Origin of the sequence: Methylobacterium sp. Leaf85, from assembly GCF_001422125.1 — a bacterium.
In the GTDB taxonomy this organism is placed as follows: domain Bacteria; phylum Pseudomonadota; class Alphaproteobacteria; order Rhizobiales; family Beijerinckiaceae; genus Methylobacterium; species Methylobacterium bullatum.
The window spans coordinates 339,448-365,752 of sequence record NZ_LMME01000032.1 but is presented as its reverse complement, the minus strand read 5'-3'; the positions used below and the strand labels follow the sequence as shown (position 1 = coordinate 365,752).

28 protein-coding genes are annotated in these 26,305 nt (G+C 68.9%); 19 read left to right on the top strand and 9 right to left on the bottom strand.

All coding sequences use genetic code 11. The features are described 5' to 3' along the window. Positions 1 to 2: 2 nt before the first annotated feature. From ASF08_RS19585 to panC, 7 genes are all read left to right on the top strand, one after another. Positions 3 to 470 (top strand): DUF4381 family protein, encoded by a 468-nt coding sequence (locus tag ASF08_RS19585; protein ID WP_056148771.1) that lies wholly within the window; start codon positions 3 to 5, stop codon positions 468 to 470. 4 nt (positions 471 to 474) lie between these two features. Then, entirely contained in the window at positions 475 to 1,488 is a 1,014-nt protein-coding gene (locus ASF08_RS19580) for a VWA domain-containing protein (protein ID WP_056148768.1), read from the top strand. Further along, on the top strand, positions 1,485 to 2,414 hold the full coding sequence (locus ASF08_RS19575) for a vWA domain-containing protein (protein WP_056148764.1): 930 nt from the start codon (positions 1,485 to 1,487) through the stop codon (positions 2,412 to 2,414). The genes ASF08_RS19580 and ASF08_RS19575 overlap by 4 nt, the downstream gene beginning before the upstream one ends. Then, complete coding sequence (locus ASF08_RS19570) at positions 2,414 to 3,325, top strand: tetratricopeptide repeat protein (RefSeq protein WP_056148761.1); 912 nt, start codon at positions 2,414 to 2,416, stop codon at positions 3,323 to 3,325. The genes ASF08_RS19575 and ASF08_RS19570 overlap by 1 nt, the downstream gene beginning before the upstream one ends. A gap of 299 nt (positions 3,326 to 3,624) precedes the next feature. Next, positions 3,625 to 4,878, top strand: coding sequence for a BatD family protein (locus ASF08_RS19565; RefSeq protein ID WP_056148759.1), 1,254 nt, complete (start codon positions 3,625 to 3,627; stop codon positions 4,876 to 4,878). A 111-nt stretch (positions 4,879 to 4,989) separates the two neighbouring features. Further along, the gene (locus ASF08_RS19560; RefSeq protein WP_244474587.1) at positions 4,990 to 5,406 is read left to right on the top strand and encodes a hypothetical protein; all 417 of its coding nucleotides are present in this window, start codon (positions 4,990 to 4,992) and stop codon (positions 5,404 to 5,406) included. 92 nt (positions 5,407 to 5,498) lie between these two features. Then, a complete protein-coding gene (gene panC, locus ASF08_RS19555; protein ID WP_056148758.1) occupies positions 5,499 to 6,362 on the top strand; it encodes a pantoate--beta-alanine ligase in 864 nt (287 codons plus the stop codon). A gap of 13 nt (positions 6,363 to 6,375) precedes the next feature. Here panC and ASF08_RS19550 read toward each other — a convergent pair whose 3' ends face one another. From ASF08_RS19550 to ASF08_RS19525, 6 genes are all read right to left on the bottom strand, one after another. Beyond that, positions 6,376 to 7,620 carry an extracellular catalytic domain type 1 short-chain-length polyhydroxyalkanoate depolymerase gene (locus ASF08_RS19550; protein WP_056148756.1) on the bottom strand — a complete coding sequence of 415 codons (1,245 nt, stop codon included), beginning with the start codon at positions 7,618 to 7,620 and terminating at the stop codon, positions 6,376 to 6,378. A gap of 180 nt (positions 7,621 to 7,800) precedes the next feature. Continuing rightward, the gene (gene dnaQ, locus ASF08_RS19545; protein WP_056148867.1) at positions 7,801 to 8,526 is read right to left on the bottom strand and encodes a DNA polymerase III subunit epsilon; all 726 of its coding nucleotides are present in this window, start codon (positions 8,524 to 8,526) and stop codon (positions 7,801 to 7,803) included. Positions 8,527 to 8,561: 35 nt separating this feature from the next. Next, positions 8,562 to 9,167, bottom strand: coding sequence for a dephospho-CoA kinase (coaE, locus tag ASF08_RS19540; RefSeq protein ID WP_056148754.1), 606 nt, complete (start codon positions 9,165 to 9,167; stop codon positions 8,562 to 8,564). Then, a complete protein-coding gene (locus ASF08_RS19535; RefSeq protein ID WP_056148752.1) occupies positions 9,164 to 10,006 on the bottom strand; it encodes a shikimate dehydrogenase in 843 nt (280 codons plus the stop codon). The genes coaE and ASF08_RS19535 overlap by 4 nt, the downstream gene beginning before the upstream one ends. Before the next feature lie 26 nt (positions 10,007 to 10,032). Beyond that, positions 10,033 to 10,647 (bottom strand): Maf family protein, encoded by a 615-nt coding sequence (locus tag ASF08_RS19530; protein ID WP_056148750.1) that lies wholly within the window; start codon positions 10,645 to 10,647, stop codon positions 10,033 to 10,035. 20 nt (positions 10,648 to 10,667) lie between these two features. After that, on the bottom strand, positions 10,668 to 11,498 hold the full coding sequence (locus ASF08_RS19525; RefSeq protein WP_018045933.1) for a pyruvate, water dikinase regulatory protein: 831 nt from the start codon (positions 11,496 to 11,498) through the stop codon (positions 10,668 to 10,670). A 604-nt stretch (positions 11,499 to 12,102) separates the two neighbouring features. On the opposite strand from ASF08_RS19525, the gene hemE reads away from it, so the two are divergent. The 4 genes from hemE to ASF08_RS19505 all read left to right on the top strand — a co-directional run bounded on the left by hemE (position 12,103) and on the right by ASF08_RS19505 (position 14,408). Then, complete coding sequence (gene hemE, locus ASF08_RS19520) at positions 12,103 to 13,173, top strand: uroporphyrinogen decarboxylase (RefSeq protein ID WP_056148748.1); 1,071 nt, start codon at positions 12,103 to 12,105, stop codon at positions 13,171 to 13,173. A 9-nt stretch (positions 13,174 to 13,182) separates the two neighbouring features. After that, the gene (hemJ, locus tag ASF08_RS19515) at positions 13,183 to 13,635 is read left to right on the top strand and encodes a protoporphyrinogen oxidase HemJ (protein WP_056148746.1); all 453 of its coding nucleotides are present in this window, start codon (positions 13,183 to 13,185) and stop codon (positions 13,633 to 13,635) included. Then, positions 13,632 to 13,988 (top strand): lysozyme inhibitor LprI family protein, encoded by a 357-nt coding sequence (locus tag ASF08_RS19510; RefSeq protein WP_056148744.1) that lies wholly within the window; start codon positions 13,632 to 13,634, stop codon positions 13,986 to 13,988. The genes hemJ and ASF08_RS19510 overlap by 4 nt, the downstream gene beginning before the upstream one ends. An 81-nt stretch (positions 13,989 to 14,069) precedes the next feature. Further along, the gene (locus ASF08_RS19505; RefSeq protein WP_056148738.1) at positions 14,070 to 14,408 is read left to right on the top strand and encodes a hypothetical protein; all 339 of its coding nucleotides are present in this window, start codon (positions 14,070 to 14,072) and stop codon (positions 14,406 to 14,408) included. Between the two features lie 55 nt (positions 14,409 to 14,463). Here ASF08_RS19505 and hisG read toward each other — a convergent pair whose 3' ends face one another. The 3 genes from hisG to hemH all read right to left on the bottom strand — a co-directional run bounded on the left by hisG (position 14,464) and on the right by hemH (position 17,811). After that, positions 14,464 to 15,483, bottom strand: coding sequence for an ATP phosphoribosyltransferase (hisG, locus tag ASF08_RS19500; RefSeq protein WP_056148736.1), 1,020 nt, complete (start codon positions 15,481 to 15,483; stop codon positions 14,464 to 14,466). After that, positions 15,476 to 16,630, bottom strand: a complete 1,155-nt coding sequence (locus ASF08_RS19495; protein ID WP_056148734.1) for an ATP phosphoribosyltransferase regulatory subunit — start codon at positions 16,628 to 16,630, stop codon at positions 15,476 to 15,478. Before ASF08_RS19495 ends, hisG begins: the two co-directional genes overlap by 8 nt. A 98-nt stretch (positions 16,631 to 16,728) precedes the next feature. Next, positions 16,729 to 17,811 (bottom strand): ferrochelatase, encoded by a 1,083-nt coding sequence (gene hemH / locus ASF08_RS19490; RefSeq protein ID WP_056148732.1) that lies wholly within the window; start codon positions 17,809 to 17,811, stop codon positions 16,729 to 16,731. Positions 17,812 to 17,938: 127 nt separating this feature from the next. Between hemH and ASF08_RS19485 the strand changes: the two genes are divergently transcribed. The 8 genes from ASF08_RS19485 to ASF08_RS19450 all read left to right on the top strand — a co-directional run bounded on the left by ASF08_RS19485 (position 17,939) and on the right by ASF08_RS19450 (position 26,298). After that, positions 17,939 to 18,892, top strand: a complete 954-nt coding sequence (locus ASF08_RS19485; RefSeq protein WP_056148730.1) for a class I SAM-dependent methyltransferase — start codon at positions 17,939 to 17,941, stop codon at positions 18,890 to 18,892. Between the two features lie 120 nt (positions 18,893 to 19,012). Then, entirely contained in the window at positions 19,013 to 20,533 is a 1,521-nt protein-coding gene (locus tag ASF08_RS19480) for a bifunctional metallophosphatase/5'-nucleotidase (RefSeq protein ID WP_056148729.1), read from the top strand. Further along, on the top strand, positions 20,530 to 21,219 hold the full coding sequence (locus tag ASF08_RS19475) for a uracil-DNA glycosylase (RefSeq protein ID WP_056148727.1): 690 nt from the start codon (positions 20,530 to 20,532) through the stop codon (positions 21,217 to 21,219). Before ASF08_RS19480 ends, ASF08_RS19475 begins: the two co-directional genes overlap by 4 nt. A gap of 115 nt (positions 21,220 to 21,334) precedes the next feature. Further along, complete coding sequence (locus ASF08_RS19470; RefSeq protein ID WP_056148725.1) at positions 21,335 to 21,754, top strand: hypothetical protein; 420 nt, start codon at positions 21,335 to 21,337, stop codon at positions 21,752 to 21,754. Positions 21,755 to 21,849: 95 nt separating this feature from the next. After that, positions 21,850 to 23,136, top strand: coding sequence for a 23S rRNA (adenine(2503)-C(2))-methyltransferase RlmN (rlmN, locus tag ASF08_RS19465; RefSeq protein ID WP_056148723.1), 1,287 nt, complete (start codon positions 21,850 to 21,852; stop codon positions 23,134 to 23,136). Positions 23,137 to 23,145: 9 nt separating this feature from the next. Beyond that, complete coding sequence (locus ASF08_RS19460; protein WP_056148720.1) at positions 23,146 to 23,628, top strand: hypothetical protein; 483 nt, start codon at positions 23,146 to 23,148, stop codon at positions 23,626 to 23,628. An 81-nt stretch (positions 23,629 to 23,709) separates the two neighbouring features. Further along, on the top strand, positions 23,710 to 25,446 hold the full coding sequence (gene ggt, locus ASF08_RS19455; protein WP_056148717.1) for a gamma-glutamyltransferase: 1,737 nt from the start codon (positions 23,710 to 23,712) through the stop codon (positions 25,444 to 25,446). 72 nt (positions 25,447 to 25,518) lie between these two features. Beyond that, complete coding sequence (locus ASF08_RS19450) at positions 25,519 to 26,298, top strand: lysophospholipid acyltransferase family protein (RefSeq protein ID WP_018045919.1); 780 nt, start codon at positions 25,519 to 25,521, stop codon at positions 26,296 to 26,298. The last annotated feature ends 7 nt before the right edge of the window (positions 26,299 to 26,305 follow it).

Genomic DNA, 26,305 nt, shown 5'->3' with positions numbered 1-26,305 from the left:
GCGTGACCCCCCTCGCCTCTCCCACCGATCTCACCCAGCTGCGCGGCCTGCACCTGCCGGCCGATGCGGGCAGCGGCGCGCAGGGCGAGGTGGTGCTGGCCATCGCGCTGGGCTTCGTTGCGGCCCTTCTCGTCGGCCTCGTCAGGCTGATGCGGGCGCGCTCGAAAGCCTCGGTGCGGGCTTCGGCCCTGCGCGGCCTCGCCGAGACGCGGGCGCTTCCCCCGGAGGCACGCCTCATCGCGCAGGCCCGCCTGTTGCGGCGCCTCGCCCGGACGCTCGCCGGCGACGAGGCCGCCTCGACCCAGGGACGCGACTGGGCCGCCACCCTCGACCGCCTCTTCTCCACGGATGTCTTCAGCGAGGGCGTCGGCAGGGTCGTGACGGAGGGCCTGTACCGGCGCTCCTCCCCGGCCGACGTCGAGACCCTCGATTCCGAACTCGGCCGCCTCTTCGCGCGGATCAGGGCCTGAGCCGATGCCAGCCTGGTTCACCGCCTTCCTCTCGGCCTTCGATCTCGCCGCACCCCTGGCGCTGCTGCTCCTGCCGCTGCCCTTCCTCGCGGCCCGGCTGCTGCCGCCCGAGCGGATGGGATCGAGCGGCGCCTTGCGCGTTCCGGCCACCGTCGTGATGGGCTCCGCCCGGGGGGATGGCGTGGCGGCGCGCGGGCGCGGTCGCTCGTTCCTGATCTGGACCCTGTGGGCCGCCCTGGTCGCGGCGCTCGCCGGACCCCGCCTCGTCCTGCCCGCCACCGCGCTTCCGGCCTCGGGCCGTGAGATCATGCTGGTGATGGACCTGTCCGGGAGCATGGAGAGGCGGGACTTCGCCATCGACGGCGAGACCGTGACGCGGCTCACTGCGGTGAAGCGGGTGGGCACCGACTTCATCCGCCGCCGGGCCGGGGACCGGATCGGCCTCGTGATCTTCGCCAACGAATCCTACGTGGCCGCGAGCCCGAGCTTCGACACCAATACGGTAGCGCGCGCCCTCGACGAGGCGACGATCGGCCTCGTCGGCCGTTCCACCGGCATCGGCGACGGTCTCGGCCTTGCCCTCAAGCGGCTGGTGCCGGCGACCTCCGGCGAGGCGTCCGACATTCCGCAGGCCACATCGAAGGTGGTGGTGCTGATGACGGACGGGGCCAACAATGCCGGCCAGACCACGCCGCGCGACGTGGCGGCTCTGGCCAAGGAACTCGGCGTCAAGGTCCACACCATCGCCCTCGGCCCCCGCGACATGTCCAATGCCGACGGCGAGCAGGATGTCGTCGATGCCGAGACCCTACGCGAGATCTCGGCTTCCACCGGCGGCACCTTCTTCCGCGTGAAGACCACCGACGACCTCATCGCCATGGCCGATTCCATCGACGCCATCGAGGGAGGCCGGGCCAAGGCCCCCCCGGTGCCCCTGCGCCAGGACCTCTGGCCCTGGCCGGCCGGCCTCGCTCTCTTGTGCGCGGCGGGCCTGCTGGCGGCGAGGCGCAAGGCATGAGCGCCCTCCTCTCCTTCGCGATCCTGCGGCCCTGGTGGCTCCTGGCGATTCCCGTCATCCTCGTCCTCGCCCTGCGCGCGGCCTGGCGCTCGGCCCCGCTGGGAGATTGGGCGAAGGCCGTCGATCCCGGCCTCATGGCATTCCTCGAGACGCGGGGGGCCGTCCTCGGCGGGCGGCGCCAAGCCAACCTCGCCGCCGCCATCGCGGCCGGGATCATCGCCCTCGCCCTCACCGGGCCGGCCATCGAGCGTCCCGATGCGGCCACCTTCCGCAACCTCGATGCGACGGTGGTCGTCATCGATCTCTCGCGCTCCGTGGCCGAGGGCGGTCATCTCAAGGAGGTCCGCCAGATCGCCGACAGCGTGGCCCAGGCAGCGAGCACCCGCAGCGTCGCCGTGGTGGTCTATGCCGGCGACGCCTATCTCGCCGCCCCGCCGACCACGGACCGCGACGCCCTCAGCCTCGTCCTCTTCGCCCTCGACGGCGACACCGTGCCCGATCGCGGCACCCATCCGGAGCGCGGCCTCGCCATCGCGCGCCGGACCCTGGAAGAAGCTGGGGTCATCGCCGGGGACGTGGTCCTCGTCACCGATGGCGACGGGATCGGCGATGCGGCCCTGCGCGAAGCCACTGCGATCCGGACCAAGGGCTGGCACCTCCATGCGGTGTTCGTGCCGGCCACCAAGGCCCTGCCGGACGGTTCGCCGAAACCCGACCGGACAGCTCTCGACCGCGTCACCGGCGCGGGCAATGGCGTGACCGTCGATCTCGACAGGCCCGCCGCCCTCCTCGACATCGTGGGTGCCAGCACGGCGCAGCATCTGGCGGCGGGCGGCTACACCGTGCTCGCCTTCGCCGATCTCGGACGCTGGCTGATCCTGCTCGCCCTGTTTCCCGCCCTCGTCCTGTTCCGCAGGAGCGCCTGATGAGCACGGCGCGTCTCTCCCTGTCCGATCGTCTTCCTCTCCCCCGGCATTGGACCGGCTGGGCGAGGATCGCCGGCATCGCGCTGGCGGGAGCCGGCATTCTCGGCCTCACCCTGGTCTCCGAGCCGCGCACGACGCTCGGTCGCAGCCTGATGAGCCTCGGCCTGCCCGGTGCCGCCGTCACCATCCTTGCCGATCCGGCCTGGCGCGGCCCCGCGCTCTACGAGGCGGGTCGCTACGAGGAGGCCATCGCCATCTTCCGGAACGGCGGTCGGCGCAACGCCTACAATCTCGCCAATGCGCTCGCGCGTTCCGGCGACTACCAGGGCGCCATCGACGCCTACGACGTCGCTCTGCAATACAACCCGCGCGATGCGGATGCGCAGGCCAACCGCTCCCTCGTCGCGCGTCTCGTCGCCGAGGGGCCGGGCGATCCGGGCAAGGGCGGCGGCCTCGCCAATGCCACGGCGACGGTGGGCTCGCGCTACAACAAGACCTCGAACCAGGACCCGAACGACGACATGAAGGCCTCCTCCGTCGGTGAGGGACTGGCCGGCAACAAGGAGGGGGGCACCTCCTCCTCGACGCCGGGCAACAGCAAGGTGGCGCGGCGCGGCAAGGCCGAGCAGCAATCGGTCGATTCCGGCAAAGGGGAAGCGAGGGGCTCGGCCAGCGATGCCGCCGGTCGTGGACGCACGGGCGCCGGTTCCGCCATGGTCGCCGCCGCTCCGGAACGCGAGGTGCGGCGCGTGACGAAGAGTTTCGAGGCGCACGAAATCCGCCCCGACCGCCTCTGGCTCCAGACCCTGCCCGACGATCCGGGCCGGTATCTCAAGCTGCGCCTGAAAGCCGAGCAGGCGGTGCGTGTGGAAGCGGGCACGGCGGTCCCGGCGGGAAGCAACCCATGGTGAGCTTTAGCGGAGAGATGCCGGTGTATCCCCCCTCTCCCCGCTCGCGGGGAGAGGGCCGAAGGCACCTCGTCGTGCCTTCGGTAAGCGGAGGCGAAAGCCGGAGCGAGGGTGAGGGGGCTCGTCCGAAAGCGACTCCTTCGGACGAGCCCCCTCACCCTCGGCTGCCGCCTCGCCGCGACGACGACGGGGTCGTCGCGGCCCTCTCACCGCGTGCGGGGAGAGGAGAACGTCTCACGCTGTCCGATCATGACCTTCCAGCCCACAAAGGGGGAAGGGATCACGCCCGGCGCGGCATCCTCATGCTCGGCGCGTTCCTGCTCCTCGCCGCTCCGGCCCATGCCGAAATCTCCCCCGGCGACCTCACCCTGACGGTGACGCCGGAGCTCAACGGCAACGCGGCGCCCTTTTCGCGAGAGATGGTGCTGCTCCACATTCGCGGCGTCTACCGGCAGGCAATCCTGCTGGAGGAGGTGGTCCAGCCGTCGCTGGCGAATTTCAGCTGGACCCAACTCGGTCGCGACACTTGGTCGAAGACCCGCCTGCCGGACGGACAGGTGGCGGTGGCCTTCGACCGCACCATCGCGATCTTCCCGCACCATCCGGGCGACTTCACCATCGACCCGTTCATCCACCGCCTCACCATCAACGATGGCGGCACCCGCAAGGTGGTGGACGTTCCCTCCGTCCCGGTCTCGCTGCCCGTCGCCACCTGGACGAAACCGGTGGGCGGTCCGGACGTAAAGGAGCCGTGGTGGCTGCCGGCGCGGGACGTGACCATCACCGATTCCTGGAGCCCCGACCCCGAAACGGTGAAGATCGGCGAGACCACGAGACGCATCGTCACCCTGGAGGCGCAGGGGCTGGTGGCCGAAGGGCTGCCACCGCGGCCAGTGATGCGCACACGCGGCATCCTCACCTTCGCCGGTCCCGTGACCCGCGAGACGATCATCACGCCGACGGGGCCGGTGGCGCGGGCGACCTATCAATGGGACGTGCGCCCCGCCGTCACCGAGATCGTCCCGCTCGATGCCATCACCATTTCCTGGTTCGACACCGTCTCGCGGACCCTGCGCGAAGCGGAAATCCCGGCCCGCCAGATCGGTGGCGGCCTGCCCGATCGGGACGAGGACGCCAAACCCGTCGCTCCGGCCTCGCCGATGCTGGTCGCGGCTGCGGCCGTGGGCGCTTTCGGGTTCGGCCTCGCCCTCATCGGCTTTGGCATTCCGAGACGCTCGCGGACCCTGCGCCTCGACCGTGCGACACGCCGCGAGCTCACACGCCACGCGGAGGCCGGCGACGGACTGGGTTTCCGCGCCGCCCTCGACCCGGTCTTCGAGCGCGAACCCGAACTCGCGCGCCTCTGGCGCTCCACTCCCGTCATCGCCGAGGCGCTCTCGGCCCTCGACGCGTCGCTCTATGGCCGAGCCGAGGAAGCGAAGCCGGACCTCGTTCTTTTAGCCGGCAACCTGTCGAAGCCGTTCAAGATCGACAGGCCTTCCGCCGAGCCGGTCACCCGGTTGGCGGATCTCGATGGTCGGGCTTTGCGGCGGTAACCTTTCATTCACCCTGTTCTGAGAATTTCGAGCCTCGTCCAGGGACGGTGAGTTGGGCGGTGAACGCCTGTCGACAGGGCTTCCGGCAACGGGAGCACGCAGCGGGATGACATGAGCCGAGGGCGCGAGACAGCAGGAGGCCATGCCGCGAGGGTACTGATCGCGGCGAGTTTCGTCGTGACAGGCCTCGTCGCGTCCGTCTTGTGCGGCCCGGCCCGGGCCGCCGACGCGCGGGAGCGCTGGTCCACCCCCTACGGCGTGGAGGCCAACCGCCCTGTCCCGGGAGCCGAGCCGCCGCCGCGTTACTTCCCACGCGCGGACGAGGACAGCACGCCGCGACGGGAGCGTGCGAGACCCCGACGGGTCGCCTGCATCCCGAGAAGCGTGCCCATCCCCACCGACGCGCCGGACGATCCGAGCTATGTCGGATCGACCTACGGGCTCGGGAAACCGAGCTATTACGGCTTCAAGCCGGCGCTGGGCGTGGACGATCCCTTCGGCCGGTCCCTGCTGCCCTATTGCAACTGACCTCTGCCGCTCGCGGCATCTGGCTTTCCGGCGCCGAGTTGGGATAGTCGAAGGCCTATCGACGTCCCTCAGAGCCCTGCCGAAGAGCCCCGATGAGCAGCCAAGCCTCGCCCGTCACCCCGGTCCGGTTCGACGCGGTGGATCCCATTCGGGCCTGCATCCGCGCCTGGAAGGCGGCGGGCGACCGTGTCGTCCTCGTGCCCACCATGGGTGCCCTGCACCAGGGTCACCTCTCCCTCGTGAGCCGGGCGCGGGAACTGGGGGAGCGGGTCGTCGTCAGCATCTTCGTCAACCCGACGCAGTTCGGGCCGAGCGAGGATTTCTCGCGCTATCCGCGCGACACCGAGGCCGATCTCGCGCTCCTGTCGGAGGCGGGCGTCGATGCCGCCTACTGTCCCACCGTGGAGACGATGTATCCGGCGGATTTCTCCACCAGCCTCACGGTGGCGGGCATCAGCGAGGGCTTGTGCGGCGCTTTTCGGCCGGGCCATTTCTCCGGCGTCGCCACGGTGGTGACGAAGCTCGTCAATCAGGTCCAGCCCGATACCGCCCTGTTCGGCGAGAAGGACTTCCAGCAATTGCAGGTCATCCGCCGCGCGGTGCGCGACCTCGACATCCCCGTCGCCATCGGCGGCGTGCCGACGCTGCGGGAGGAGGACGGCCTCGCCCTCTCCTCGCGCAACCGCTACCTCGATGCGGACGAGCGGCGGATCGCACCCCTTCTCCACCGCGAGCTGGTGACCATCGCCGAAGGGTTGAGAGCGGGAAACGCGGCCTCGGCGCTCGTCTCCGCCTCGACCGAACGGCTGATCGAGGCCGGGTTCAGCACGGTCCAGTATCTCAGCGTGTGCGATGCGGACACGCTGGCCCCGGTGGAACACGCCACGGGACCGACCCGCATCCTGGTCGCCGCCTATCTCGGCTCGACGCGGCTCATCGACAACGTCGCCGTTTGACGGGACCGGAGGGTCAGTGGCGCGGCCGGTCCAGACGGTGAGCCATGAAGAAGTCGACCATCGCCCGTGACGCATCCGGGCCGCGCGGATCGGTGTAGCTGCCCGCCGGGTCGCCACCCGACCAGGAATGGCCGAGGCCGCGCACCAACCAGCTTTCCACCACGACCCGATCGGACGCGTCGGCATAGCGCGTGCGGATATAGGCCAGGCCGCCGGGGCCGGTTCCATCCGATACGGACGGCTGCAGGGCCTCGACGCCGGCCTGGATGAGAACATGATCGCCGTTGCGCGGATGGACGGTGCCGTCACTCTCGCCATGGACCATGATGGTCGGCACCCGCGCGGTCTCCGCCGGCGGGACCACTACGGACCCCGACGGCCCGAGACGCATGGTCGTCAGTGCCGAGGAGATGTCACCGGCGCAACCCGCGGCGAGACCCGAATGCACGCCGACGGCGGCATAGAGGTCGGGATAGGCCAGGGCGATGTTGGCGGCGGCGGCGCCACCGGCCGAGAGGCCTGCAATATACACCCTGCGCGCATCGACCTTGTACTGGCTCATCACCGCGCGGGTGAGACCCGCGATGATCTCGGCCTCACCGGAACCGCGTTCCTGGTCCCCGGGCTGGTACCAGTTCCAGCACCGCTGGCCGTGCGCCCTCATGCTCTGGGCGGGATAGACGACGAGGAATCCCTCCGTCTCGGCCAGACGGTTCATGCCGGTGCCGGCCGCGAAATCGTCCGGCGACTGGGTACAGCCGTGGAGCATGACGAGGAGGGGAGGCTGGGCAACCGTCCTGCTCGGAACGTAAAGCTTGTAGTCGCGTGCGCCCGCATCGTTGGCGAACGCATGCTCGGTGAAAGTCCCCTCGCCGGCGGGAGGAGCCGGGACCTTGCCGTCCCGGAACAGGTTGGTGGGATCGAACCCGGAGAATCCCGACGGCGCCGATCCCGGCGCGACCACGCCCTGACCCGCCTGCCCGGATGGCGACGACAACCCGAACTTCCGCGCCACCTGATCCAAAGCCTCGCGCAGATGGTCCTGCAGGCCCTCCGTCATCGAGCCGGCCTTCGGATGGCCGGGCTTTGCGGCCTCGCCGCCTCCGACCTGGACCATCTGTCCCGACGTCTCGGCATCGTGCCGGCCGAAGAGGCCGCGTTGGATGAGATCGGCTGCTTCCTGCAGGCGTCCTGCCCCCGTCAGTTTGGTCGCTTCGACGAGATCGTCCATACGCGTCCGGTTCGGGTGATCAGCCATCGCATGATCGCTTTCTTGGGTGCTGGGAGAGTGGACGACGGATCCGATCGATGCTGGATACACAGACATCCCGCATCGACGATGGGCTTGATTCGCCTCCGCGCCGACTCGATGTGCAAAGATGTAGGCTGGTTCTATTGCATTGCAATATGTCTTTTATTGCATTGCACCTAACGGGTTTCACTCACCGTCGTTCTCGCTGACGTAGTCGCGCCAGATCGGGCTGGAACCGAGGGTAGCGACGAAAGCCGCGTGCTGGCGCACTTCCAAGGGGTCCAAACGGTTGCGCAATCGGCGCGGTTCCACGGCGATGGGTCCGTCGCCCGAGGCGATGGCCCGGGCCGGCTCCGTGGTCTCGACCATGGCGAGGCCGAGGCTCGTCTGCTTGCCGCCGAGGAGTTCGATATAGACCTCGGCCAGGATCTGGGCGTCGAGGAGCGCCCCGTGTTTGGTCCGCCGCGTCGTATCGATCCCGTAGCGGACGCAAAGCGCATCGAGGCTGTTGGAGGCTCCGGTATGCTTGCGCCGCGCCATCTGCAGGGTGTCGACCACCGCCCCCAGGTCGATCTGCGGCGGCCCGCTGTCGCCGAGCCGGGCGAACTCCATGTTGAGGAAGCCCACATCGAAGGGCGCGTTGTGGATCACGAGGGGGGAATCGCCGCAGAAGGCGACGAAATCGTCCACGATCGCCGAGAAGACGGGTTTGTCGGCCAGGAACGCGTCGGAGAGACCGTGGACGCCGAACGCGCCCTGCGAGACCGGCCGTGTCGGATTGACGTAGCGGTGGAAGGTCACCCCCGTCTGGATGTGGTTGATGAGCTCGACGCAGCCGATCTCGATCAGCCGGTCCCCGTTCTTGGCATCCGTCCCGGTGGTCTCGGTGTCGAGGACGATCTCACGGAGCATGGTGCGGTCCATTCGAGGGAATACGAAGCAAGCGGTCAGGCCGTACCTGCGCCGACGAGGCGTTGGATGAGAGCGTCGACCTGATTTTCGGCATCAGCAAGGCCAAGCCCGGTATCGATGAGGAAGTCTGCCCGGGCGCGCTTGTCGGCATCGGGCAACTGCTTGGCGAGGATCGCGGCGAACGCCGCCTCGGACATGCCGGGGCGAGCCAGCACACGCTGCCGCTGAACCTCGGGATCGGCCGTCACCACCAGAACCGCATCGCATCTGTCTTCCCCACCGGTCTCGAACAGGAGGGGGATGTCGAGGATCACCAGGGAGGCGTCGCCGTGCTCCTCGAGGAAGCGCTGTTCCTCCCCTCGGACGAGGGGATGGATCGCGGCTTCCAGCCGGGCGAGAGAATCGGGCCGGCCGAGCACCTGGTCCCGCAGGCGCGCGCGGTCGACGGAGCCGTCCTCCGCGATGGCGTCGGGGAACAGGCCCGCGATGAGGTGCGCACCCGCTCCCCCCGCCGCGTAGAGACGCCGCACCGCCGCATCCGCGTCATGGATCGGGACGCCGCGCCGGGCGAATAGGGAGGCAGTGGTCGATTTCCCCATGCCGATGGAGCCGGTGAGGCCGAGGATGAACGGCCGGGTCATCGCTTCGCGACCAGATCGGCGACGATGAGGGCACGCAGTTCCGGTGTGACCACCGGACGGGTCCCGAACCAGCGCTCGAAACCCGGCACGGCCTGATGCAGCAGCATGCCGAGCCCGTCGACCACACGATGCCCTCGCACCGCAGCTGCCGCCAGAAGCGGGGTCTCCAGAGGCGAATAGACGATGTCGGCCACGGCACATTCAGCCGGCAAACGATCCAGCTTGATGTCGAGGGGCGGCTTGCCGGTCATACCGAGGGAGGTGGTGTTGACGAGAAGCCGTGCGCCATGAAGGGCGTCGTCAAGCCCGTCCCAGTCGATGGCCTCGACGCGGGACGGGTCGAGCTCCACAATGGCCTCGGACCGCGAGCGCGTGCGGTTGGCAACCCGGATGCGGTTCGCCGGACCGTCGAGAAGGCCCGCGACGACGGCCCGTGCCGCTCCTCCCGCTCCGAGGATCACGACGTCTCGCGCATCGGCGCCGAGCCAGTCCGCCCCGAGGGTCTCGTCGAGATGAGCGGTGAAGCCGGCGGCATCGGTGTTGTCGCCGACGAGACGTCCCTGCCCGTCGAAGGAGAGCGTGTTGACCGCGCCGATCCGCCTGGCCGCCTCCGTCAGCACCTCGGCCCCGGCGAAGGCGGCTTCCTTGTGCGGCAGGGTCACGTTTCCGCCGGCGAACCCGGCAGCCTTCAGGCTGCGCAGGAAGGCCTCGAAATCCTCCGGCGCCACGTCGATCCGCTCATAGGACCCGTCGAGCCCAAGGGTCGAGAGCCAGTGTCCGTGGATCATCGGCGACCGAGAATGGGCGATCGGATGACCGACGACGAAGGCTTTGATCATGAAGGGGTCTCGCGCGGCGTTCGGGATCAGAAAGCAAGGCAGCCATGGCTGCGCAACCGGTCGAGCAATCCGGTCAGCGGGAGGCCGAGGATCGTGGCATGGGCGCCCTCGATGTCCGCGAACAGATGGATGCCGAGGCCTTCCAGCTGGTATCCCCCCACCGTGCCGGTAACACGCTCATGCCCGGCGATCGCCAGATAGGTGTCGATGGCGGACGCGCTCAGGTCCCGCATGGTCAGACGGGCCTCGTCGTGGAGGAGATCCGGCTCCCGTCCCGGTACGATGAGGGCGGCGGCGGAATGCAGGGAATGGGTCCTGTTGGATAGCCGGCTCAGCTGATGTTTCGCCGCGTCGAGGGAGGCGGATTTGTGAAACACCTCCCCCTCGCAGGCGAGAACCTGGTCGGCGGCCAGGACGATCCTGTCTTGGGCCTTTCCCGCGACCGCCCGTGCCTTGGCCAGGGCCAGCCGGCGGGCGAGATCGGCGGGAGCGAGGGGGCCTGAATCGGCCTCGATGCCGCGCTCGTCGACATTCGGGACCACGACCTCCACGTCGAGGCCGGCGGCTTCGAGGAGATGCCTGCGCGTCGGCGAACCGGAGGCGAGGACGAGCGGCCGTTCGGGCAGCCAGAGACGGGTCATGACGGATCTCGCTTCGCGTTTCACGCCACGAGGAACTTGAGCCGGTGCTCGCGATGGAGATCGAGGATCGCGGCGGCGGTCTCCTCGATGGACCGCCTCGTGACGTCGATGGTCGGCCAGCGGTGTCGGTTGCAGAGTTTGCGGCAGGCGGCGATCTCGTCGGCGACGGCGTCGCGATCGACATAGAGGGAGGTGTCGTCGGCCTTCAGGCTCAGCAGGCGGTTCTGCCGGATCTGCACGATCCGCTCCGCAGACGCGAGGAGGCCGACCACGAGGGGCTTGCGGGCATTCTCGAGATTGGGCGGCACCGGCATACCCGGCACGAGGGGGAAATTCGCGGTCTTCAGCCCGCGATTGGCCAGATAGATCGCCGTCGGGGTCTTCGAGGTGCGGCTGACGCCCACGAGGATCACGTCGGATTCGTCGATGTCGAAGGGCAGGTTGCCGTCGTCATGGGCGAGGGTGAAGTTCATCGCGTCGATGCGCTTGAAATACTCGGCGTTCAGCATGTGCTGCGCCCCCGGCCGGGCCGTCGTCTCCGCGCCGAGATAGGATTGCAGCAGGGCGTGGACCGGCTGGAGCACGGAGAGGCAGGGCGATCCGGTCTCGCGGCAGGCCGCCTCCAGCCGCTCGGTGAGGTCGTGCCCGACGAGGGTGTAGAGGACGAGGCCCGGCGCCGCCTCGATCTCGGAGATCACCCGTTCGAGCTGGGCCGAGGATCGCACCAGCGGATAGACATGCTCGATGGCCGAGACGCCCTCGTACTGGGCGGCGGCGGCGCGACCCACATTGATGAGGGTCTCGCCGGTGGAATCCGACACGAGATGGAGGTGGAAGTAGCTGCGACTCATCGGAAATTCCCATCCCAGGCCGGCGGACGGGCGTAAGGGATCTCCGGGTTATCCACCACACCTGACGGCCGGAGTCGACAGGTGGGGATAAAGCACCCCTGTCCGGGCCGGGGGCGGAACCTTCCCCCGCGTTGTCGACTCTCGCGTCAACATGCAGAACGACGACCCTCGCCCCGATCCCGATTTGGGAGATTCAGGGAGGGTTCGGGCACGGGGGACCCATCACGGCGCGCAAGTCGCTGATTAGACTTCCCGTTCTCGAAAGTTAGCGCGAACCCGTTAAAGCCCCGTTAACGGCGGTCGCGCGGGGATGGGGTGTGGACAAGTTCGCGGTCCCGTCATCCCCCGTCTAAAAGAAAAAACAGAGTCCTAGAATCTCTCTTTTCTTATTAGATAGACGGGACGGGGACAGGGATTTTCGGCCACCTCCAGAGGCTCTCGCAGGGAAGAGGGCTTTCGGAAGTGGGCATCGGAGAAGCGGGGACGTCCTGCGGTAAAACAACGTCCCTCGGCAAAACATCTTCCCGAGACGGGGCAGGGAGGTCATAGCTCTGTTCCAAGGGGAGGGTACCTTCCCATCAAAATGGACCGGGCGGATACGCGGATGACTCGACGTGACGGCACCGATCGTGCGCTGCTTCAGGTTCTCGACGGCAAACCGTCCCGGATCCCTCCCGCTTGGATGATGCGGCAGGCCGGGCGCTACCTTCCGGAATATCGCGAGGTCAGGGCGAAGGCCGGCTCGTTCCTCGACCTCTGCTACAATCCGGATTTCGCCACCGAGGTGACCCTGCAGCCGATCCGGCGGTTCGGCTTCGACGCGGCGATCCTCTTCTCCGACATCCTCGTCGTGCCGGACGCCCTCGGGCAGAATGTCCGCTTCGTCGAAGGAGAAGGCCCGCGTCTCGACCCGGTCCATGGCCGGGACGAATTCGCCCGCCTGAAACAGGCCGACGATCCGAGCATCTTCCAGCACCTGGAGCCGGTCTTCGAGACCGTCCGGCGCCTGCGCTCCGAATTGCCGGCCGAGACGACGCTTCTCGGGTTCTGCGGCGGTCCCTGGACGGTGGCGAGCTACATGATCGGCGGACGCGGCACGCCTGATCTCGCTCCCGCCCGCGCGCTCGCCGATACCGAGACCGCCCTGGTTGAAGCACTGATCGACCGCCTTGTCTCGGTGCAGATCGAGTACCTGTCGCGCCAGCTCGAAGCCGGCGCCGATGCGGTCCAGATCTTCGAATCCCATGCGGGCTCGCTGCCGCGGGCGCCGGGCGCCACGGCGGACGCCCTCCAGCATTGGAGTTTTGCTCCCATCGCCCGCATCGTCGATGGGGTCAGAGCACGTGTGCCGGGCGCGAAGATCATCGTCTTCGCCCGGGGCTCGGGCCTCGAAGGCCATGCCCGCGTGATGGCGGAGACTGGCGCGGACGCCGTCGGGGTCGATTGGAGCGTCGACCTAAAGGCCCTGCGCGGTGCCGTCACGCCGCGCACGGTGACTCAGGGCAACATCCACCCCGAAACGCTGATCGAGGGCGGTGAGGCCCTCGACGCGGCCGTGGACGGGGTGCTCGAGGCGACGGAAGGGCTGCCGCACATCTTCAACCTCGGCCACGGCATCACCCCACAGACGCCGATCGCCCATGTGGAGCGGATGCTCGCCAGATTGCGGCGCTGACCTCGGACCATGGCCGACACGCTCTATCCTTGGATCAAGGCGATCCACGTCATCGCCGTCATCTCCTGGATGGCGGGGCTGCTCTACCTGCCGCGCCTCTTCGTCTACCACGCGTCCCTGCCCAAGGGGCCGGCCTCCTCGGCCCAGTCCGAGACGTTCAAGGTCATGGAACGCCGCCTGATGAAGGCGATCATGAATCCGGCCATGATCGTCACCTGGCTGCTCGGCCTGTTCCTCGTCTGGCAGAGCGGGTTCTACGCATCGGGCTGGATGCAGGCGAAGTTCGCCCTGGTGCTCGCCATGAGCGGCTGCCACGGCTGGTTCTCGCGGATGGTCAAGGATTTCGCGGCCGACCGGAACGCGCGGAATCACCGTTTCTACCGAATGGTCAACGAGGTTCCGACGCTCCTCATGGTGGCCATCGTCATCCTCGTCATCGTCAAGCCGGGATTCGGGTCATGATCGCATCGCATCGCTTCCGGGTCTGGTGGGGTGCCGCCGCGATGATACTGGCCGCATCCGGCGCCGAGGCCGCGAGCTTCCCGTGCGAGAAGGCGGAAACGCCCGACGAGAAGGCGATCTGCGGCCATCTCTCCCTCAACGACCTCGACGTGGAGATGGCGGTCCGGTTCGAGATCCTGCGCGGGCTCCTGCCCATGGGCGGCAACGCCAAGCTGCGCGACGACCAGGAAGCCTGGCTGCAGGAACGGCACAGCTGCGCGGCGGACGTCACGTGCCTAACCAAGGCCTACGAGGCCCGCCTGAAGACCCTGCGCGGCGTCTTTTCGGAGTTCGCCAAGCAGGGGCCGCTTTAGAATGCCGCCCAACACTCCCGGTCCCGGTCAGTGCTCGCCCACGGCATGACGGCGCAGCAAGAGCTTCGTGAGAGACACCGAGTGGAATGGCTGGAGCCGTGGGAGTCGGTGGAACCGGTACGAACGGATGACCCCTCCGCCTTCGGCCGGGGCTGGGAAGCCGAACTCCGCAAGGAGGTCGTGCCGGGGCACGTCCTCCACGGCCTGGCGGTCACCTTGATCGCCCGTCGATACGATCGGGACGACGCCCTTTTTCAGATGCAGGACGGAAGGGTCGCGCAGGTTCACCTGACATGGAAACAGGCGCCGGAGCTCGACCCGCGCTGGCCGGAAACCGTCCTCTACCCCTCGTTGCAGGCCTGGGCGGATACGGGCCAGCGCCGTGACCATGACGAATGGCTCGCCGACAACGGCCAATGACCGCCTTCAGCGGAGCCGAACCCGGATCCCTCCTGGTGTCGTCGTCGGCCGGGCCTCAGCCCAGCCGCGTGAGCAGGCGGTCGATCAGCGGGTTGTCCGGGCCGAAAGCGTAGTCGATCCGCCTGACGCTGACCGCGCTCGCTCCCGATTTCACGAGATCGTCCACGAGGTCGAACGTGGCGTCCACCGGGCAGTGCAGCACGATCTCGGCGCTCCGGTTTTCCGGCACGCCGTAGGGCAACTGCGCATCGTGCAGGGCGCTGATCCCGGCGAGATCGAGATCGCCGTCGGCCGGCATCGCCGCACGGATCTCGCGGGTGAGGCGCGCGCGCTCCTCCGCCGCGATCCGACCGAGCACGGTGCGCAACGCCTTCTTCTGGCTTTGGCCCCAGGGCGCCGTCAGCGAGGCGACGAGATTGGCCTCCGAGCGCAGGATGATGCCGTCGTCGAGGATCTTGAGGGCGTTGGCGGCGAGCGTCGCCCCCGTGGTGGTGATGTCGACGATGATCTCCGCCGAGCCCGAGGCGGGCGCACCTTCCGTGGCGCCGAGGCTCTCCACGATGCGGTAATCGGCGACGCCGTGCTCGGCGAAGAAGCGCCGGGTCAGGTTCACGTATTTCGTGGCGATGCGCAGGCGGCGCCCGTGGCGGATGCGGAGTTCGGCCGCGACCTCGTCGAGATCGGTCATGGCGCGGACGTCGATCCAGGCCTGCGGCACCGCGACGACGACGGTGGCCTGCCCGAAGCCGAGCGGCGTCAGCAACTCGACCTGGCCCCGCGCGTCGGGAAGGCTCTCGCGGATCAGATCCTCACCGGTGACGCCGAGATGGGCGCTGCCGCTGGCGAGCTGGTTGGCGATCTCGGAAGCCGAGAGGTAGCGCACCTCCACATCCGGCACGCCGACGAGCTTGCCGCGATAGTCGCGGGCGCCCGCCCCTTGGGCGAGTTTCAATCCCGCCCGCGCGAAAAACGCGGAGGCGTTCTCCTGCAGGCGGCCTTTCGACGGGACGGCGAGGACGAGGGGGCCGTCGACCGCGCCTTGCGAAGCCTGGGAAGTCGGAACGGTCTCAGCCACGGGACGATCCTTCCGACGTGAGGACACGGGACAGCCAGACGGCGCAGCCCACGGCCGGGATCGGCGTGGGACTGCCCAGATGCTGGAGCAGGCCGTCGTAGCGGCCGCCGCCGACGAGGGGAGCTGTCCCCTGCCCCCGCGTCACCTCGAAGATGAAGCCGGTATAATAATCGAGGTTGCGGGCAAAACTGCCTGAAAACCGGAACCGCTCCACGTCGAGACCGCGCGCGGCGATGAAGCCGGTCCGCTCCTCGAACAGGGAGAGGGCGGCCTCCAGCGGCGCGTAGGTGATGCCCGCCGAGGCGGCGAGCTCCCGCATGGAGTTGGCGGCCTGATCCGGATCGCCCGAAATGGCGCGGTAGCGCTCGACGACGGCGCGGTTCTCGGCGTTGAGCCCGGCGCCGCCATTGGCCCGTGCCGAGGCCTTGGCGAGGAAGCGTTCCGCGATCTCGCCGGCGCTGCGTCCGCCCACGCGGGAGATGCCGGCGATGGACAACACGTCCTCGACGAAGGCGCGCACGCCTTTGGGATCCTGGCCCTGGATCGCCGCCAGCAACCCGACATGCGGGTCTTCCACGCTCGCGACGGTGGTGACGTCGTCCAGCGAGCGGCCCGCCGCGAGGGCCCGCAACGTCCGCCGCTTGGCGGCGGGCGGCACGCCGAGCCCGTCGAGCAGCGCGTCGATGACGCCCATGTCGCCGAGCCTCACCGAGACCTCACCGGCTCCGAGCAGGTCGAGGCCTTCGAGGGCGAGGCCGAGCACTTCGGCGTCCGCCGCCGGGATGTCGGTGCGGCCGATGGATTCGATGCCGGCCTGGAGGAACTCCTCCGCCTCGCCGGAACCGAGCCGGAAGACCGGGCCGAGATAGCTGTAATCGGCGGTGGCGCCCACGCCCCGCGCCAGATGCTGGCGGCAGACCGGAATGGTGAATTCCGGCCGCAGGCAGAGTTCCGCGCCCGCCGCGTCCTGCGTCACGAAGATGCGACGGCGGATGTCCTCGCCGGAGAGTTCGAGGAACGGCTCCACCGGCTGCAGCACGGCGGGCGTCACCGGGCCGTAGCCGCCTTGCGAGAAATGCGCGAGGAGCCGCGTTCCCTCATCCGCTCGCACGGTGTCGATCGGATCGACTGCCTCCGGTCTCGTCATGGTTCACCCGCCGCCTGATGCCGCGTCCTTTATCAACCGCGTCCGGTCTTGGCGACCATCAACCGCATCCGCTCTCGACGAACGGATCCTGCGGCTTTTCAGAGCCAGCCCTGAAGCTCGCGGCGGACCACGTTCTCGATCACCTTCATCCCGAGATCGCTGTCGTTGAGGCAGGGGATGTAGGCGAAGCGCTCGCCGCCATTGTCCTCGAAATAATGGCGGTTCTCGCCGTCGAGCTCCTCCAGGGTCTCGAGGCAGTCGGCGGTGAAGCCCGGCGCCACGATGGCCATGCGCTTCACGCCGGATTTGGCGAGGGTCTGCACGGTCTCGTCGGTATAGGGCTTGAGCCATTCCTCGTTGCCGAAGCGCGACTGGAAGGTCGTGCGCATCCGTTCCGTCGAGAAGCCCAGGGCCTCGCGGATGAGGCGGCCCGTCTTCACGCACTGGCAATGGTAGGGATCGCCCTTGAGGAGGTAGCTCTTCGGCACCCCGTGGAACGAGGTGAGGATCACCTCCGGCTCGAAATCGAGCTTGGCGAGGCCCTCGCGGATCGAGGTGGCCATGGCCTCGATATAGACGGGGTCGTCGTGATACGGCGCCGAGACTCGGACGGTCGGCTGCCAGCGCATCTGCATCAGCGCCTTGAAGGCCTGGTCGCAGGCCGTGGCCGAGGTGGCGGCGGCATATTGCGGGTAGAGCGGCACCAGCAGGATGCGGTCGCAGCCCTGGTCGAGCAGCGCCTGGATGCGCAGGGACACTTCCGGCTTGCCGTAGCGCATGGCCCAGTCGACCACCACCGAATCACCCATCGCCGCCTGCAGTCGCTCGGACTGCCCGCGGGTGATGGTCTTGAGCGGACCCTCGTTGCGCTCGTTGTTCCACACGCTGGCATAATCCCGACCCTTCGGGCCGGGACGCTTCGTGAGGATGATGAGGTTGAGGATAGGCCACCAGATCAGACGCGGCACCTCGATGACGCGCCGGTCGGACAGGAACTCCTTGAGATAGCGGCGCATGGGCCAATAGCTCGTGCCCTCCGGCGTGCCGAGGTTCATCAGGAGCACGCCGACCCGGCCCCAGCGCACGGGCGGGTGGTCGGAGGGCAGGCTGGCGGTCGCGGAGGAGTTGGTCTGCAACGGCTTGATGTCCTTGAGGGACGTCGGTTCGACGCGTTCGTTCATCGGGTTCCCGAGCGCCCCGGCAGGGCGCGGTTTGTCAAAGCGGTCTTCGTGGCGCAGTTGTCTGGCGCAGCATATCTATCTAGAGCACGAGACCTGCCAGCGACCATCTCGTCAATGAAGGCGCGACATGCCGTCTCCCCGGTACTTCTTCAACCACTTCATGCCGTTCATCGGCTACCCCTATAAGGGGGGACCGACGGTCTGCAATCTGTGCGGATCGGCCGAGACGGTGACGGTGGCCGAGACCGACCGGCGGCTGAAAACGCTGAAATCCGTCGCCTGCGTGCAGTGCGGCCTGATTCGCACCGACCCGATGCCAACGCCGGACGAACTGGCGCATTATTACGCCCATGCCTACCGGGCCGATTACCAGCTCGCCTTCGCCGGCGGACCGCCGCGCCACCACCTGAACCGCTCGGCCCGCGAGGCGACCTTCCGCGCCGACCTGCTGGCGCCGAAGCTGAAGCCCGGCGCGCGGGTTCTCGATTTCGGCTCGGGCTCGGGTGAGTTCCTGGCCGCGGCCCGCGCCAAGGGCTGCGAGGCCATCGGCATCGAGCCCGGCCGCGACTATGCCGCCTATGCCCGCGAGCATCACAAGGTCGAGGTTCTGGACGACGCCGACGACGGACGCTTCCCCGCCGGGCATTTCGACGTGATCTCGACCCATCACGTGTTCGAACACCTGCGCGATCCGGCCGTGGTGATGGAGCGCCTGTCGCGCTGGCTGAAGCCCGACGGCGTCATCTACGCGGCGGTGCCCAACATGGCCGCCACCGGCAAGCCGCCCCACGAGCGTTTCCACTTCGCCCATGTCCACGGCTTCGTGCGCGAGACCTTCGACCTCAACGCCCGCCGGGCCGGCCTCGTCCCGCATCCCGAATATTGGCGCGAGGACACCACCGTGGTCTACCGCAAGACCGACGCCCCCGTGGGCGAACTCGCCAATCCCGGTCTCGCCGAGCGTCTCGTCGTCGAGCTCAAGGGCACGCCGGCCGCCGCCTATCTCGTCTCCGGCGCCTGGATCTGGCCGATGCTCCGCCGCAACGCCAAGGCGGTGCGCGACGGTTTCGCCTCTCGCTGAGGTCCGCGTTCGGGCCTGACGCCGGAACGCGAGGGCCGATGTTGCATCGGCTTCATCGATCGCGTCCACACTGGCTCTAGCCGGAATCTCGATCGCCCGGCCCTTCGGAGACCTGTCGCGATGCCTCGTCCTACCCGTCGTCAGACCCTGAGCCTCGGTCTCGGGGCGGGTCTCGCGGCAGGTTTGGCCGCGCCCGCCGGTGCCGGGGAGATCGAACCGACTTTCACGCTCCTCCTCGTCAACGACATCTACCTGATGTCCGAGGTCGACGGTCGCGGCGGCTTCGCCCGGCTCAACGCGGTGGTGAAGTCCGAGCGGGCGCGCGGCGTGCCGGTGCTCTACGCCCATGCCGGTGACACCCTCTCCCCCTCGCTGATGTCGGGGTTCGACCGCGGCGCGCATATCGTCGAGCTTCTCAACATCGCGCCGCCCGATGTGTTCGTGCCGGGCAACCACGAATTCGATTTCGGCCCCACCATCTTCGCCCAGCGCATGGGCGAGGCGGCCTTCCCGGTCTTCGCCGCCAACCTGCGCGGTGCGGACGGCAAGCCCCTCGCGGGCCTCCGCGACAGGATGGTGGTGACGCTCGGCGGAATCCGGGTCGGCCTCGTCGGCATCACCCTCGCCAGCACGCCGGAAAAATCGCAATCCGGCGATCTCGTCTTCGGTCCCGAGATCGAGACGCTGCGCGCGGCGGCCCAGGCCCTTCGCGACGAGGGGGCCGAGCTCATCGTCGGCGTCTGCCATACGGCCCGCGTCACCGACGAGGCGATCGTGGCGGCGCGGATCGTCGACATCCTGCTCTCGGGCCACGACCACGACCTCATCGTGCAGTATGACGGTCGCAGCCTCCTGGCCGAATCGAGTTTCGACGCCCGCTACGTCACCGCCATCGACATCGCCGTGACGGTGAAGGGAACGGGCAAGACCCGGACCCTGTCCTGGCACCCGACCTTCCGCATCCACGATACCGCCGACGTCACGCCGGACCCCGAGACCCTCGCCCTGACGCAGCGGCTCGAGGCGCGGCTGGCGAAGGAACTCGACGTGCCGGTGGGGACGATCAGCGCGCCCCTCGACAGCCGCATCTCGACCGTGCGCCTCCGCGAAGGCAGTTTCGGCAACCTCGTCGGCGATGCGCTGCGCGCGGCCACGGGGGCGGAGATCGCCATCACCAATGGCGGCGGCATTCGCGGCAACCGGCTCTATCCGGCCGGCACCGTGCTGACCCGGCGCGACATCCTCACCGAGCTTCCCTTCGGCAACTCCACGGTTCTGGTCTCGCTGACGGGCGCCCAGGTGCGGACCCTGCTGGAATCGGCCCTCGCCGATCTCGGCCGCCCGGCGGGTCGTTTCCCGCAGGTCTCGGGTCTCGTCGTCACCGTCGATCCGGGGGCGAATGCGGGACACCGGATTCAGTCCATTCTCGTGGACGGACAGCCCCTCGACGAGACGCGCACCTATACGGTGGCCTCCAACAATTTCCTCTACGATGGCGGCAACGGCTACGGCCTCCTCGCCGACGGGCGCACCCTCATCGGCGCCACGGACGGCAAGCTCGTCGCCAACGAGGTCATGGCCTATATCGCCCGGCATGACCCGCTCTCCGTCCCCGATGGCGGCCGGATCGTGATCCGGTGACGGCGCCCGGCCCGCTGAGCCTGGCCCTCGACGAGTTCCGCGCCACGGGCTCGTCCTGGCTGACGCTGCCCTTCTTCTCCAATGGGGCGGCGGATGCGGTCTGTGCGCGCGTCGACGAGCGGATTGCGCAAGGGGCGAGCGTCCTGCCCTCCCCCGATGCGGTCTTCCGTGCCCTCACGCTGACGCCGCTGGAAGCGGTGAAAGCCGTCATCCTCGGGCAGGACCCCTACCCGACGCCGGGCGATGCCAATGGCCTCGCCTTCTCCTATGTCGGTCCCCGTCGGCTTCCCGCTTCCCTCAAGGTGATCCTCGCTGAACTGCCGGGCACGACGGCGAGCGGCGATCTCACGCCCTGGGCGAGACGGGGCGTGCTGCTCCTGAACTCGGCCCTCACCGTGGAGGCCGGCAAGTCCGGCGCGCATCTGCGCTACGGCTGGTCCGCCCTCACCGACGACGCCGTGAAGGCCGTCTCGGCCCGTCCGACGCCCGCGATCTTCCTGCTCTGGGGGGCGCAGGCCCGCGCGCGGTCGGCCCTCATCGACCGCGAACGATGCGGGGTGATCGAGACCGGGCATCCCTCTCCCCTCAACCGCCTGCGGGATTTCTCGGGCACGCGGCCCTTCGACGAGGCCAATGCCTGGCTGGCGGGCCGGGGCCTTTCCCCCATCGACTGGTCGCTCGGTTGACGCGGTGAAACGGTCGCTTTGACAGGACGGCCCGGCGGTCTATCTCGGATGGGCAGCATAAGCGGAACGTAAGAATCCGCGCCGCCCCAAGAACGCTTCCGAGGAAACGCCGTCCATGCGCCTGAAACCCGTTCTCAGCCTGTGCCTTGCGGCCGGCCTGCTCGCACCGACCCTTGCACAGGCCCAGATCCGCAACGCGCCTCCGCCCCGTGCCCTGGAATTCGCCGCCTACATCTTCGCTGCCGCCAATGTCTGCGGCTACCAGATCGGCGTCGAACAATTCGATGCCCTGCTCCAGAAGCAGAATGTCAGCGCCGCCGATGTCGGCCCGCGCGGACCTTTCGGCAACAAGGTCCAGACGATCTTCGCGCTGATGTCGAATCAGATGCAGCTGAACCGGGAGCAGGCCTGCCTGGCCGTCGCCGGCGAATACGGCCCCGAGGGCAATGTCGTGAAGAATGTGCTGCTTCCCATGGGCACGGCCTCCCCACCCGCCGAAGCGACACCTCCGGCCGAGCCCAAACCGGCGCAGTAGACCCCGCCATTCCGTGCACGCATCGGGACACATTCGCGTTCCGGTGCGGGATCGCCTATATCGGACCGATTCCAAGTCCGAAGGTTGAGTGATCCATGGCGACGGCGTCGGTCGACACCGCCGGCCGCGACGAAAGCGTCGTGGCCGCAATCGAGAAGCTCCCCGAGTTCCAGCCGGACGCCGTTCCGCCGGGCCGCTCGTCCCTCATCGGCCTCACCCGCGAGGAGTTGAAGGGGCGTCTGGCCGTCATCGGCGTGTCGGAGCGCGAGCAGCGCATGCGCTCGGGCCAGCTCTGGCACTGGCTCAACGCGCGCGGCGCCACCGATTTCGACCAGATGACCAATGTCGGCAAGGGACTCAAGGCCGATCTGGCGCGGGCCTACACCCTGGAGCGGCCGGAGGTCGTCACCGAGCAGATTTCCCGCGACGGCACCCGCAAGTGGCTGCTGCGCATGGCGCCCACCGGCAAGCACGACCACAATCGCGGCGCCGAGATCGAGTGCGTCTACATTCCCGGCCGTGGGCGCGGCACCCTCTGCGTCTCGTCTCAGGTCGGCTGCACCCTCACCTGCAGCTTCTGCCACACGGGCACGCAGCGCCTCGTGCGCAACCTGACCGCCGCCGAGATCACCGCGCAGGTGGTGGTGGCCCGCGACCGGCTGAACGATTGGGTCGGCCAGAACCCGGTGGCCGCCGGCGAGGACGAGACCCGCCGCGCCGTCACCAACATCGTCTTCATGGGCATGGGCGAACCCCTCTACAACATCGACAACGTGATCGATTCGGTGGGCGTGATGTCCGACCAGGAGGGCCTCGGCCTCTCCCGTCGGCGCATCACCGTCTCGACCTCCGGCGTCGTCCCGCAGATGCAGCGGCTCGGTGAGGAGGCCCACGCCATGCTGGCGATCTCGCTCCACGCGGTGCGCGACGACCTGCGCGACACCCTGGTGCCGCTGAATCGCAAATATCCCCTGGCCGAACTGCTCGCGGCCTGCCGCCACTATCCCGGCCTCAACAATGCCCGCCGCATCACCTTCGAATACGTGATGCTGAAGGGCGTCAACGATTCCGATGCGGATGCACGCGAACTGGTGCGGCTGCTCAAGGGCATCCCGGCCAAGATCAACCTGATCCCGTTCAACCCCTGGCCCGGCAGCATCTACGAATGCTCCGACTGGGAGCGGATCGAGCAATTCTCCGAGATCGTCTATGAGGCCGGCTACGCCTCGCCGGTGCGGACGCCGCGCGGCCGCGACATCCTCGCCGCCTGCGGCCAGCTCAAGAGCGAGACCGAGAAGCTGCGCGCCCGCGCCCGGATGATGCTGGAAGACGGGATCGGCGCCGAGGGCGTCTATGCCGGGGCCGATGACGACGAAGGCTGAGCGCGTCCCATGCGGTTCCTCGGCCGCCTGATCTGGGCGAGCCTCGCCCTGTGCCTCGCCATTCCCTGCGGGGCCCTGGTGCTCGTCCTTGCCATCCTGGTCGATCCTGTCTCCAGCGAGGCGCTGACCCGGCTCGGCCTGTTCGGGTTCCTGCAGGGGATGACCGACCTCGCCTCCGGGATCGGTCCCGACGCGCTGCTTCTCCTTGCCGCCGGCATCGCCCGCGCCGGGTTCGTCCTGCTGGTGCTGCCGCCCCTCGCCATGGCGCTCATCGGCGAGGCGATGAACCTGCGCAGCGCTCCGGCCTATGCTGTCGGCACGGGGCTCGCCACCGCCCTCGTGCCGTGGCTGATGCGGGGCGCGCCCGCCTCCCTCGCCGCCCCCAACCTCGCCGTCGAGGGACGGGTGACCGCCCTGCTTTTCCTTGCCGGAGCGGCCGCCGGGCTGGTCTATGGCTGGATCGCCATACGCGACCGGCCCGTGGGGGCCTGAACGGGCACCGCTGCCGCTGCGTTGGCTGCGACGGGCATCGGCGCAGGATGCCGTGGGAGAGCCTCGCATGACGGATTGGGCATGACCGGACATCGCTTCAGCCTCGCCCTGACGCTACTCACGATGCTGTCTGGACCGGCCCTCGCCCAGGCGGCCCCGGAACTGCCCCCGATCCCCTCCGACGACGCCCGCATCCTCCCCGTCCTCGGGACCCACGGCATGGTCTCCTCGCAGGACGCCCTGGCGACCCGCGTCGGTGTCGCGATCCTGAAAGGCGGGGGCAATGCCGTCGATGCCGCCGTGGCGGTGGGCTTCGCTCTCGCGGTGACGCTGCCGCAGGCGGGCAATCTCGGCGGCGGCGGGTTCATGCTCGTTCGCCTCGCCGGCACCGGCGAAACCGTGGCCATCGATTTTCGCGAGACGGCACCCGCCGCGGCGACGGCGGACATGTTTCTCGCCGCCGACGGGCAGCCCGATCGCGGCGCCTCCATCCGCACCGGCAAGGCCGTGGGCGTCCCAGGCTCCGTGCGCGGATTGGCCGAGGCTCACCGCCTCTACGGCTCCGGCCGCTTCACCCTCGCCGATCTCATTGCCCCGGCCAGGGCTTTGGCCAGGGATGGGATTCCCGTGGAGGGCGGGCTCGCCGATTCGCTGCCCCGCGCCGCCGACCGCCTCGGGCGCTGGCCTTCGAGCCGGGCCGTGTTCTTCCGCGACGGGCGTCCGCTCCAGCGGGGCGAGACCCTGGTCCAGCCCGATCTCGCCGCGACCCTCGCGGCCATCGCCGAGCATGGACCCGATGCGTTCCATACCGGCCCGATCGCGGAGCGGATCGCGGCGGCGGCGAGACGCGTGGGCGGAGTGCTGACGCCTGCCGATCTCGCCGCCTATCGCCCCGCGATCCGCCAGCCCATTCGCGGCACCTACCGCGGCTACGAGATCGTCTCGATGCCGCCGCCGAGTTCCGGCGGCGTCCATCTCATCGAGATCCTCAACATCCTCGAAGGGTTCGACCTGGCCGCGATAGGCGCGGGCAGCGCCCAGGCCCTCCACATCCTCGCCGAGGCGATGAAGCCGGCCTATGCCGACCGCGCCACCTGGCTCGGCGATCCGTCCCGCTCGGAGGTGCCGGTGCGGGGCCTCACCGCCAAGGCTTATGCCGCGACCCTGCGCGCCGCCATCGACCCCGCTCGCGCCCGCCCGGCCGAGGCGGTGAAGGCCGGCGACCCGCTGCCTTACGAATCCGACCAGACCACCCACTATTCCGTGGTGGACCGCGCCGGGAACGCCGTCTCCACCACCACGACCCTCAACTTCTCCTACGGGCTCGGCCTCGTGGCGGAGGGGACCGGCGTCCTCCTCAACAATGAGATGGACGATTTTTCCGCCAAGACCGGGAGCGTCAACGCCTATGGCCTCGTGGGCGGCCCCGCCAATGCGGTGGCGCCGGGCGCCCGGCCGCTCTCCTCGATGACCCCGGCCATCGTGCTCAAGGACGGGCGCCTCGTCCTCGTCACCGGAAGCCCGGGCGGCAGCCGCATCATCTCCACGGTGCTGCAGGTGATCGTCAACGTCATCGATTTCCGCATGAACCTCGCCGAGGCCGTCACCGCCCCGCGCATCCATCACCAATGGCGGCCCGACGTGCTGTTCGCCGAGGACGGGCTCTCGCCGGACACCCTCGCCCTGCTCCGGGCGAAGGGACACGCGGTGCGGGTGGGGTCGAGTTCGGGCTCGGCTAATTCGGTGATGACGGGTGACGGGCTCGTGGCCGGGGCCGCCGACACGCGCCAGCGCGGAACCCTGGCCGAGGGCGAATAGGGCGGTTCGGGTCGGGCGGATGGTGCGGCGGGACGGCGCGCGCTACAGGAAGGGCATCATTCCGGGTTTCCGATGCATATCCTTCGCTCCATCGCCTTCAACATCGTCTTCTACCTCGCCACCGCCCTCATCGCGATCGGCGGCTTGCCCGCCCTCGTCTCGGAGCGGGCCTGCATCCGTGTCGCCCGGTTCTGGGCCAAGGTGAGCCTGTGGCTGCTGCGCGTGGTCGGGGGCGTGCGCGTGGAGTTCAGGGGGTTGCACCACCGCCCCCCCGGCGCGCTGCTGGTGGCGTCCAAGCACCAATCCGCCCTCGAGACCCTGGCCCTCGTCACCGCCTTCCCGGATTTCGCCTATATCCTCAAGCGCGAGCTGCTCTGGATTCCGCTCTTCGGCTGGTTCCTGTCCCGTTCCGGCATGGTCGCCATCGACCGCTCCAAGGGCACCCGCGCCATGGCGGCGATGAACGAGGCGGCGGCTCGGGCCATCCGCGACGGGCGCCAACTCATCATCTTCCCCGAGGGCACCCGCAAGGCGCCGGGTTCGCCCCCCGCCTACAAGCTCGGCATCACCCATCTGTACGCGGCGCTCGGCGTACCCTGCCTGCCCGTCGCCCTCAACAGCGGTCTCTACTGGCCGCGCCGCCAGCTGACCCGCCGCCCCGGCACCACGGTGATCGAGTTCCTCGCCCCCATCGCTCCCGGCCTCGACCGCACGGCGTTCCTGGAGGAGATGCAGACTCGGATCGAAGCCGCCTCCGATGCCCTCCTGGCATCCGGCCGTGCGGATCTGGCGGCACGCGGTCATGCCGTGCCCGGGACCGGTGCCGTCGCAGAACAATCCAGGACCGCGTGAGCGCTCA

Bases quoted from the DNA above. Each gene is read 5' to 3' on its own strand.
- ASF08_RS19580 (WP_056148768.1), top strand. From the start codon at position 475: ATGCCAGCCTGGTTCACCGCCTTCCTCTCGGCCTTCGATCTCGCCGCA.
- ASF08_RS19575 (WP_056148764.1), top strand. From the start codon at position 1,485: ATGAGCGCCCTCCTCTCCTTCGCGATCCTGCGGCCCTGGTGGCTCCTG.
- ASF08_RS19570 (WP_056148761.1), top strand. From the start codon at position 2,414: ATGAGCACGGCGCGTCTCTCCCTGTCCGATCGTCTTCCTCTCCCCCGG.
- ASF08_RS19565 (WP_056148759.1), top strand. From the start codon at position 3,625: ATGCTCGGCGCGTTCCTGCTCCTCGCCGCTCCGGCCCATGCCGAAATC.
- ASF08_RS19560 (WP_244474587.1), top strand. From the start codon at position 4,990: ATGAGCCGAGGGCGCGAGACAGCAGGAGGCCATGCCGCGAGGGTACTG.
- panC (WP_056148758.1), top strand. From the start codon at position 5,499: ATGAGCAGCCAAGCCTCGCCCGTCACCCCGGTCCGGTTCGACGCGGTG.
- ASF08_RS19550 (WP_056148756.1), bottom strand. From the start codon at position 7,620: ATGGCTGATCACCCGAACCGGACGCGTATGGACGATCTCGTCGAAGCG.
- dnaQ (WP_056148867.1), bottom strand. From the start codon at position 8,526: ATGCTCCGTGAGATCGTCCTCGACACCGAGACCACCGGGACGGATGCC.
- coaE (WP_056148754.1), bottom strand. From the start codon at position 9,167: ATGACCCGGCCGTTCATCCTCGGCCTCACCGGCTCCATCGGCATGGGG.
- ASF08_RS19535 (WP_056148752.1), bottom strand. From the start codon at position 10,006: ATGATCAAAGCCTTCGTCGTCGGTCATCCGATCGCCCATTCTCGGTCG.
- ASF08_RS19530 (WP_056148750.1), bottom strand. From the start codon at position 10,647: ATGACCCGTCTCTGGCTGCCCGAACGGCCGCTCGTCCTCGCCTCCGGT.
- ASF08_RS19525 (WP_018045933.1), bottom strand. From the start codon at position 11,498: ATGAGTCGCAGCTACTTCCACCTCCATCTCGTGTCGGATTCCACCGGC.
- hemE (WP_056148748.1), top strand. From the start codon at position 12,103: ATGACTCGACGTGACGGCACCGATCGTGCGCTGCTTCAGGTTCTCGAC.
- hemJ (WP_056148746.1), top strand. From the start codon at position 13,183: ATGGCCGACACGCTCTATCCTTGGATCAAGGCGATCCACGTCATCGCC.
- ASF08_RS19510 (WP_056148744.1), top strand. From the start codon at position 13,632: ATGATCGCATCGCATCGCTTCCGGGTCTGGTGGGGTGCCGCCGCGATG.
- ASF08_RS19495 (WP_056148734.1), bottom strand. From the start codon at position 16,630: ATGACGAGACCGGAGGCAGTCGATCCGATCGACACCGTGCGAGCGGAT.
- hemH (WP_056148732.1), bottom strand. From the start codon at position 17,811: ATGAACGAACGCGTCGAACCGACGTCCCTCAAGGACATCAAGCCGTTG.
- ASF08_RS19485 (WP_056148730.1), top strand. From the start codon at position 17,939: ATGCCGTCTCCCCGGTACTTCTTCAACCACTTCATGCCGTTCATCGGC.
- ASF08_RS19480 (WP_056148729.1), top strand. From the start codon at position 19,013: ATGCCTCGTCCTACCCGTCGTCAGACCCTGAGCCTCGGTCTCGGGGCG.
- ASF08_RS19470 (WP_056148725.1), top strand. From the start codon at position 21,335: ATGCGCCTGAAACCCGTTCTCAGCCTGTGCCTTGCGGCCGGCCTGCTC.
- rlmN (WP_056148723.1), top strand. From the start codon at position 21,850: ATGGCGACGGCGTCGGTCGACACCGCCGGCCGCGACGAAAGCGTCGTG.
- ASF08_RS19460 (WP_056148720.1), top strand. From the start codon at position 23,146: ATGCGGTTCCTCGGCCGCCTGATCTGGGCGAGCCTCGCCCTGTGCCTC.
- ggt (WP_056148717.1), top strand. From the start codon at position 23,710: ATGACCGGACATCGCTTCAGCCTCGCCCTGACGCTACTCACGATGCTG.
- ASF08_RS19450 (WP_018045919.1), top strand. From the start codon at position 25,519: ATGCATATCCTTCGCTCCATCGCCTTCAACATCGTCTTCTACCTCGCC.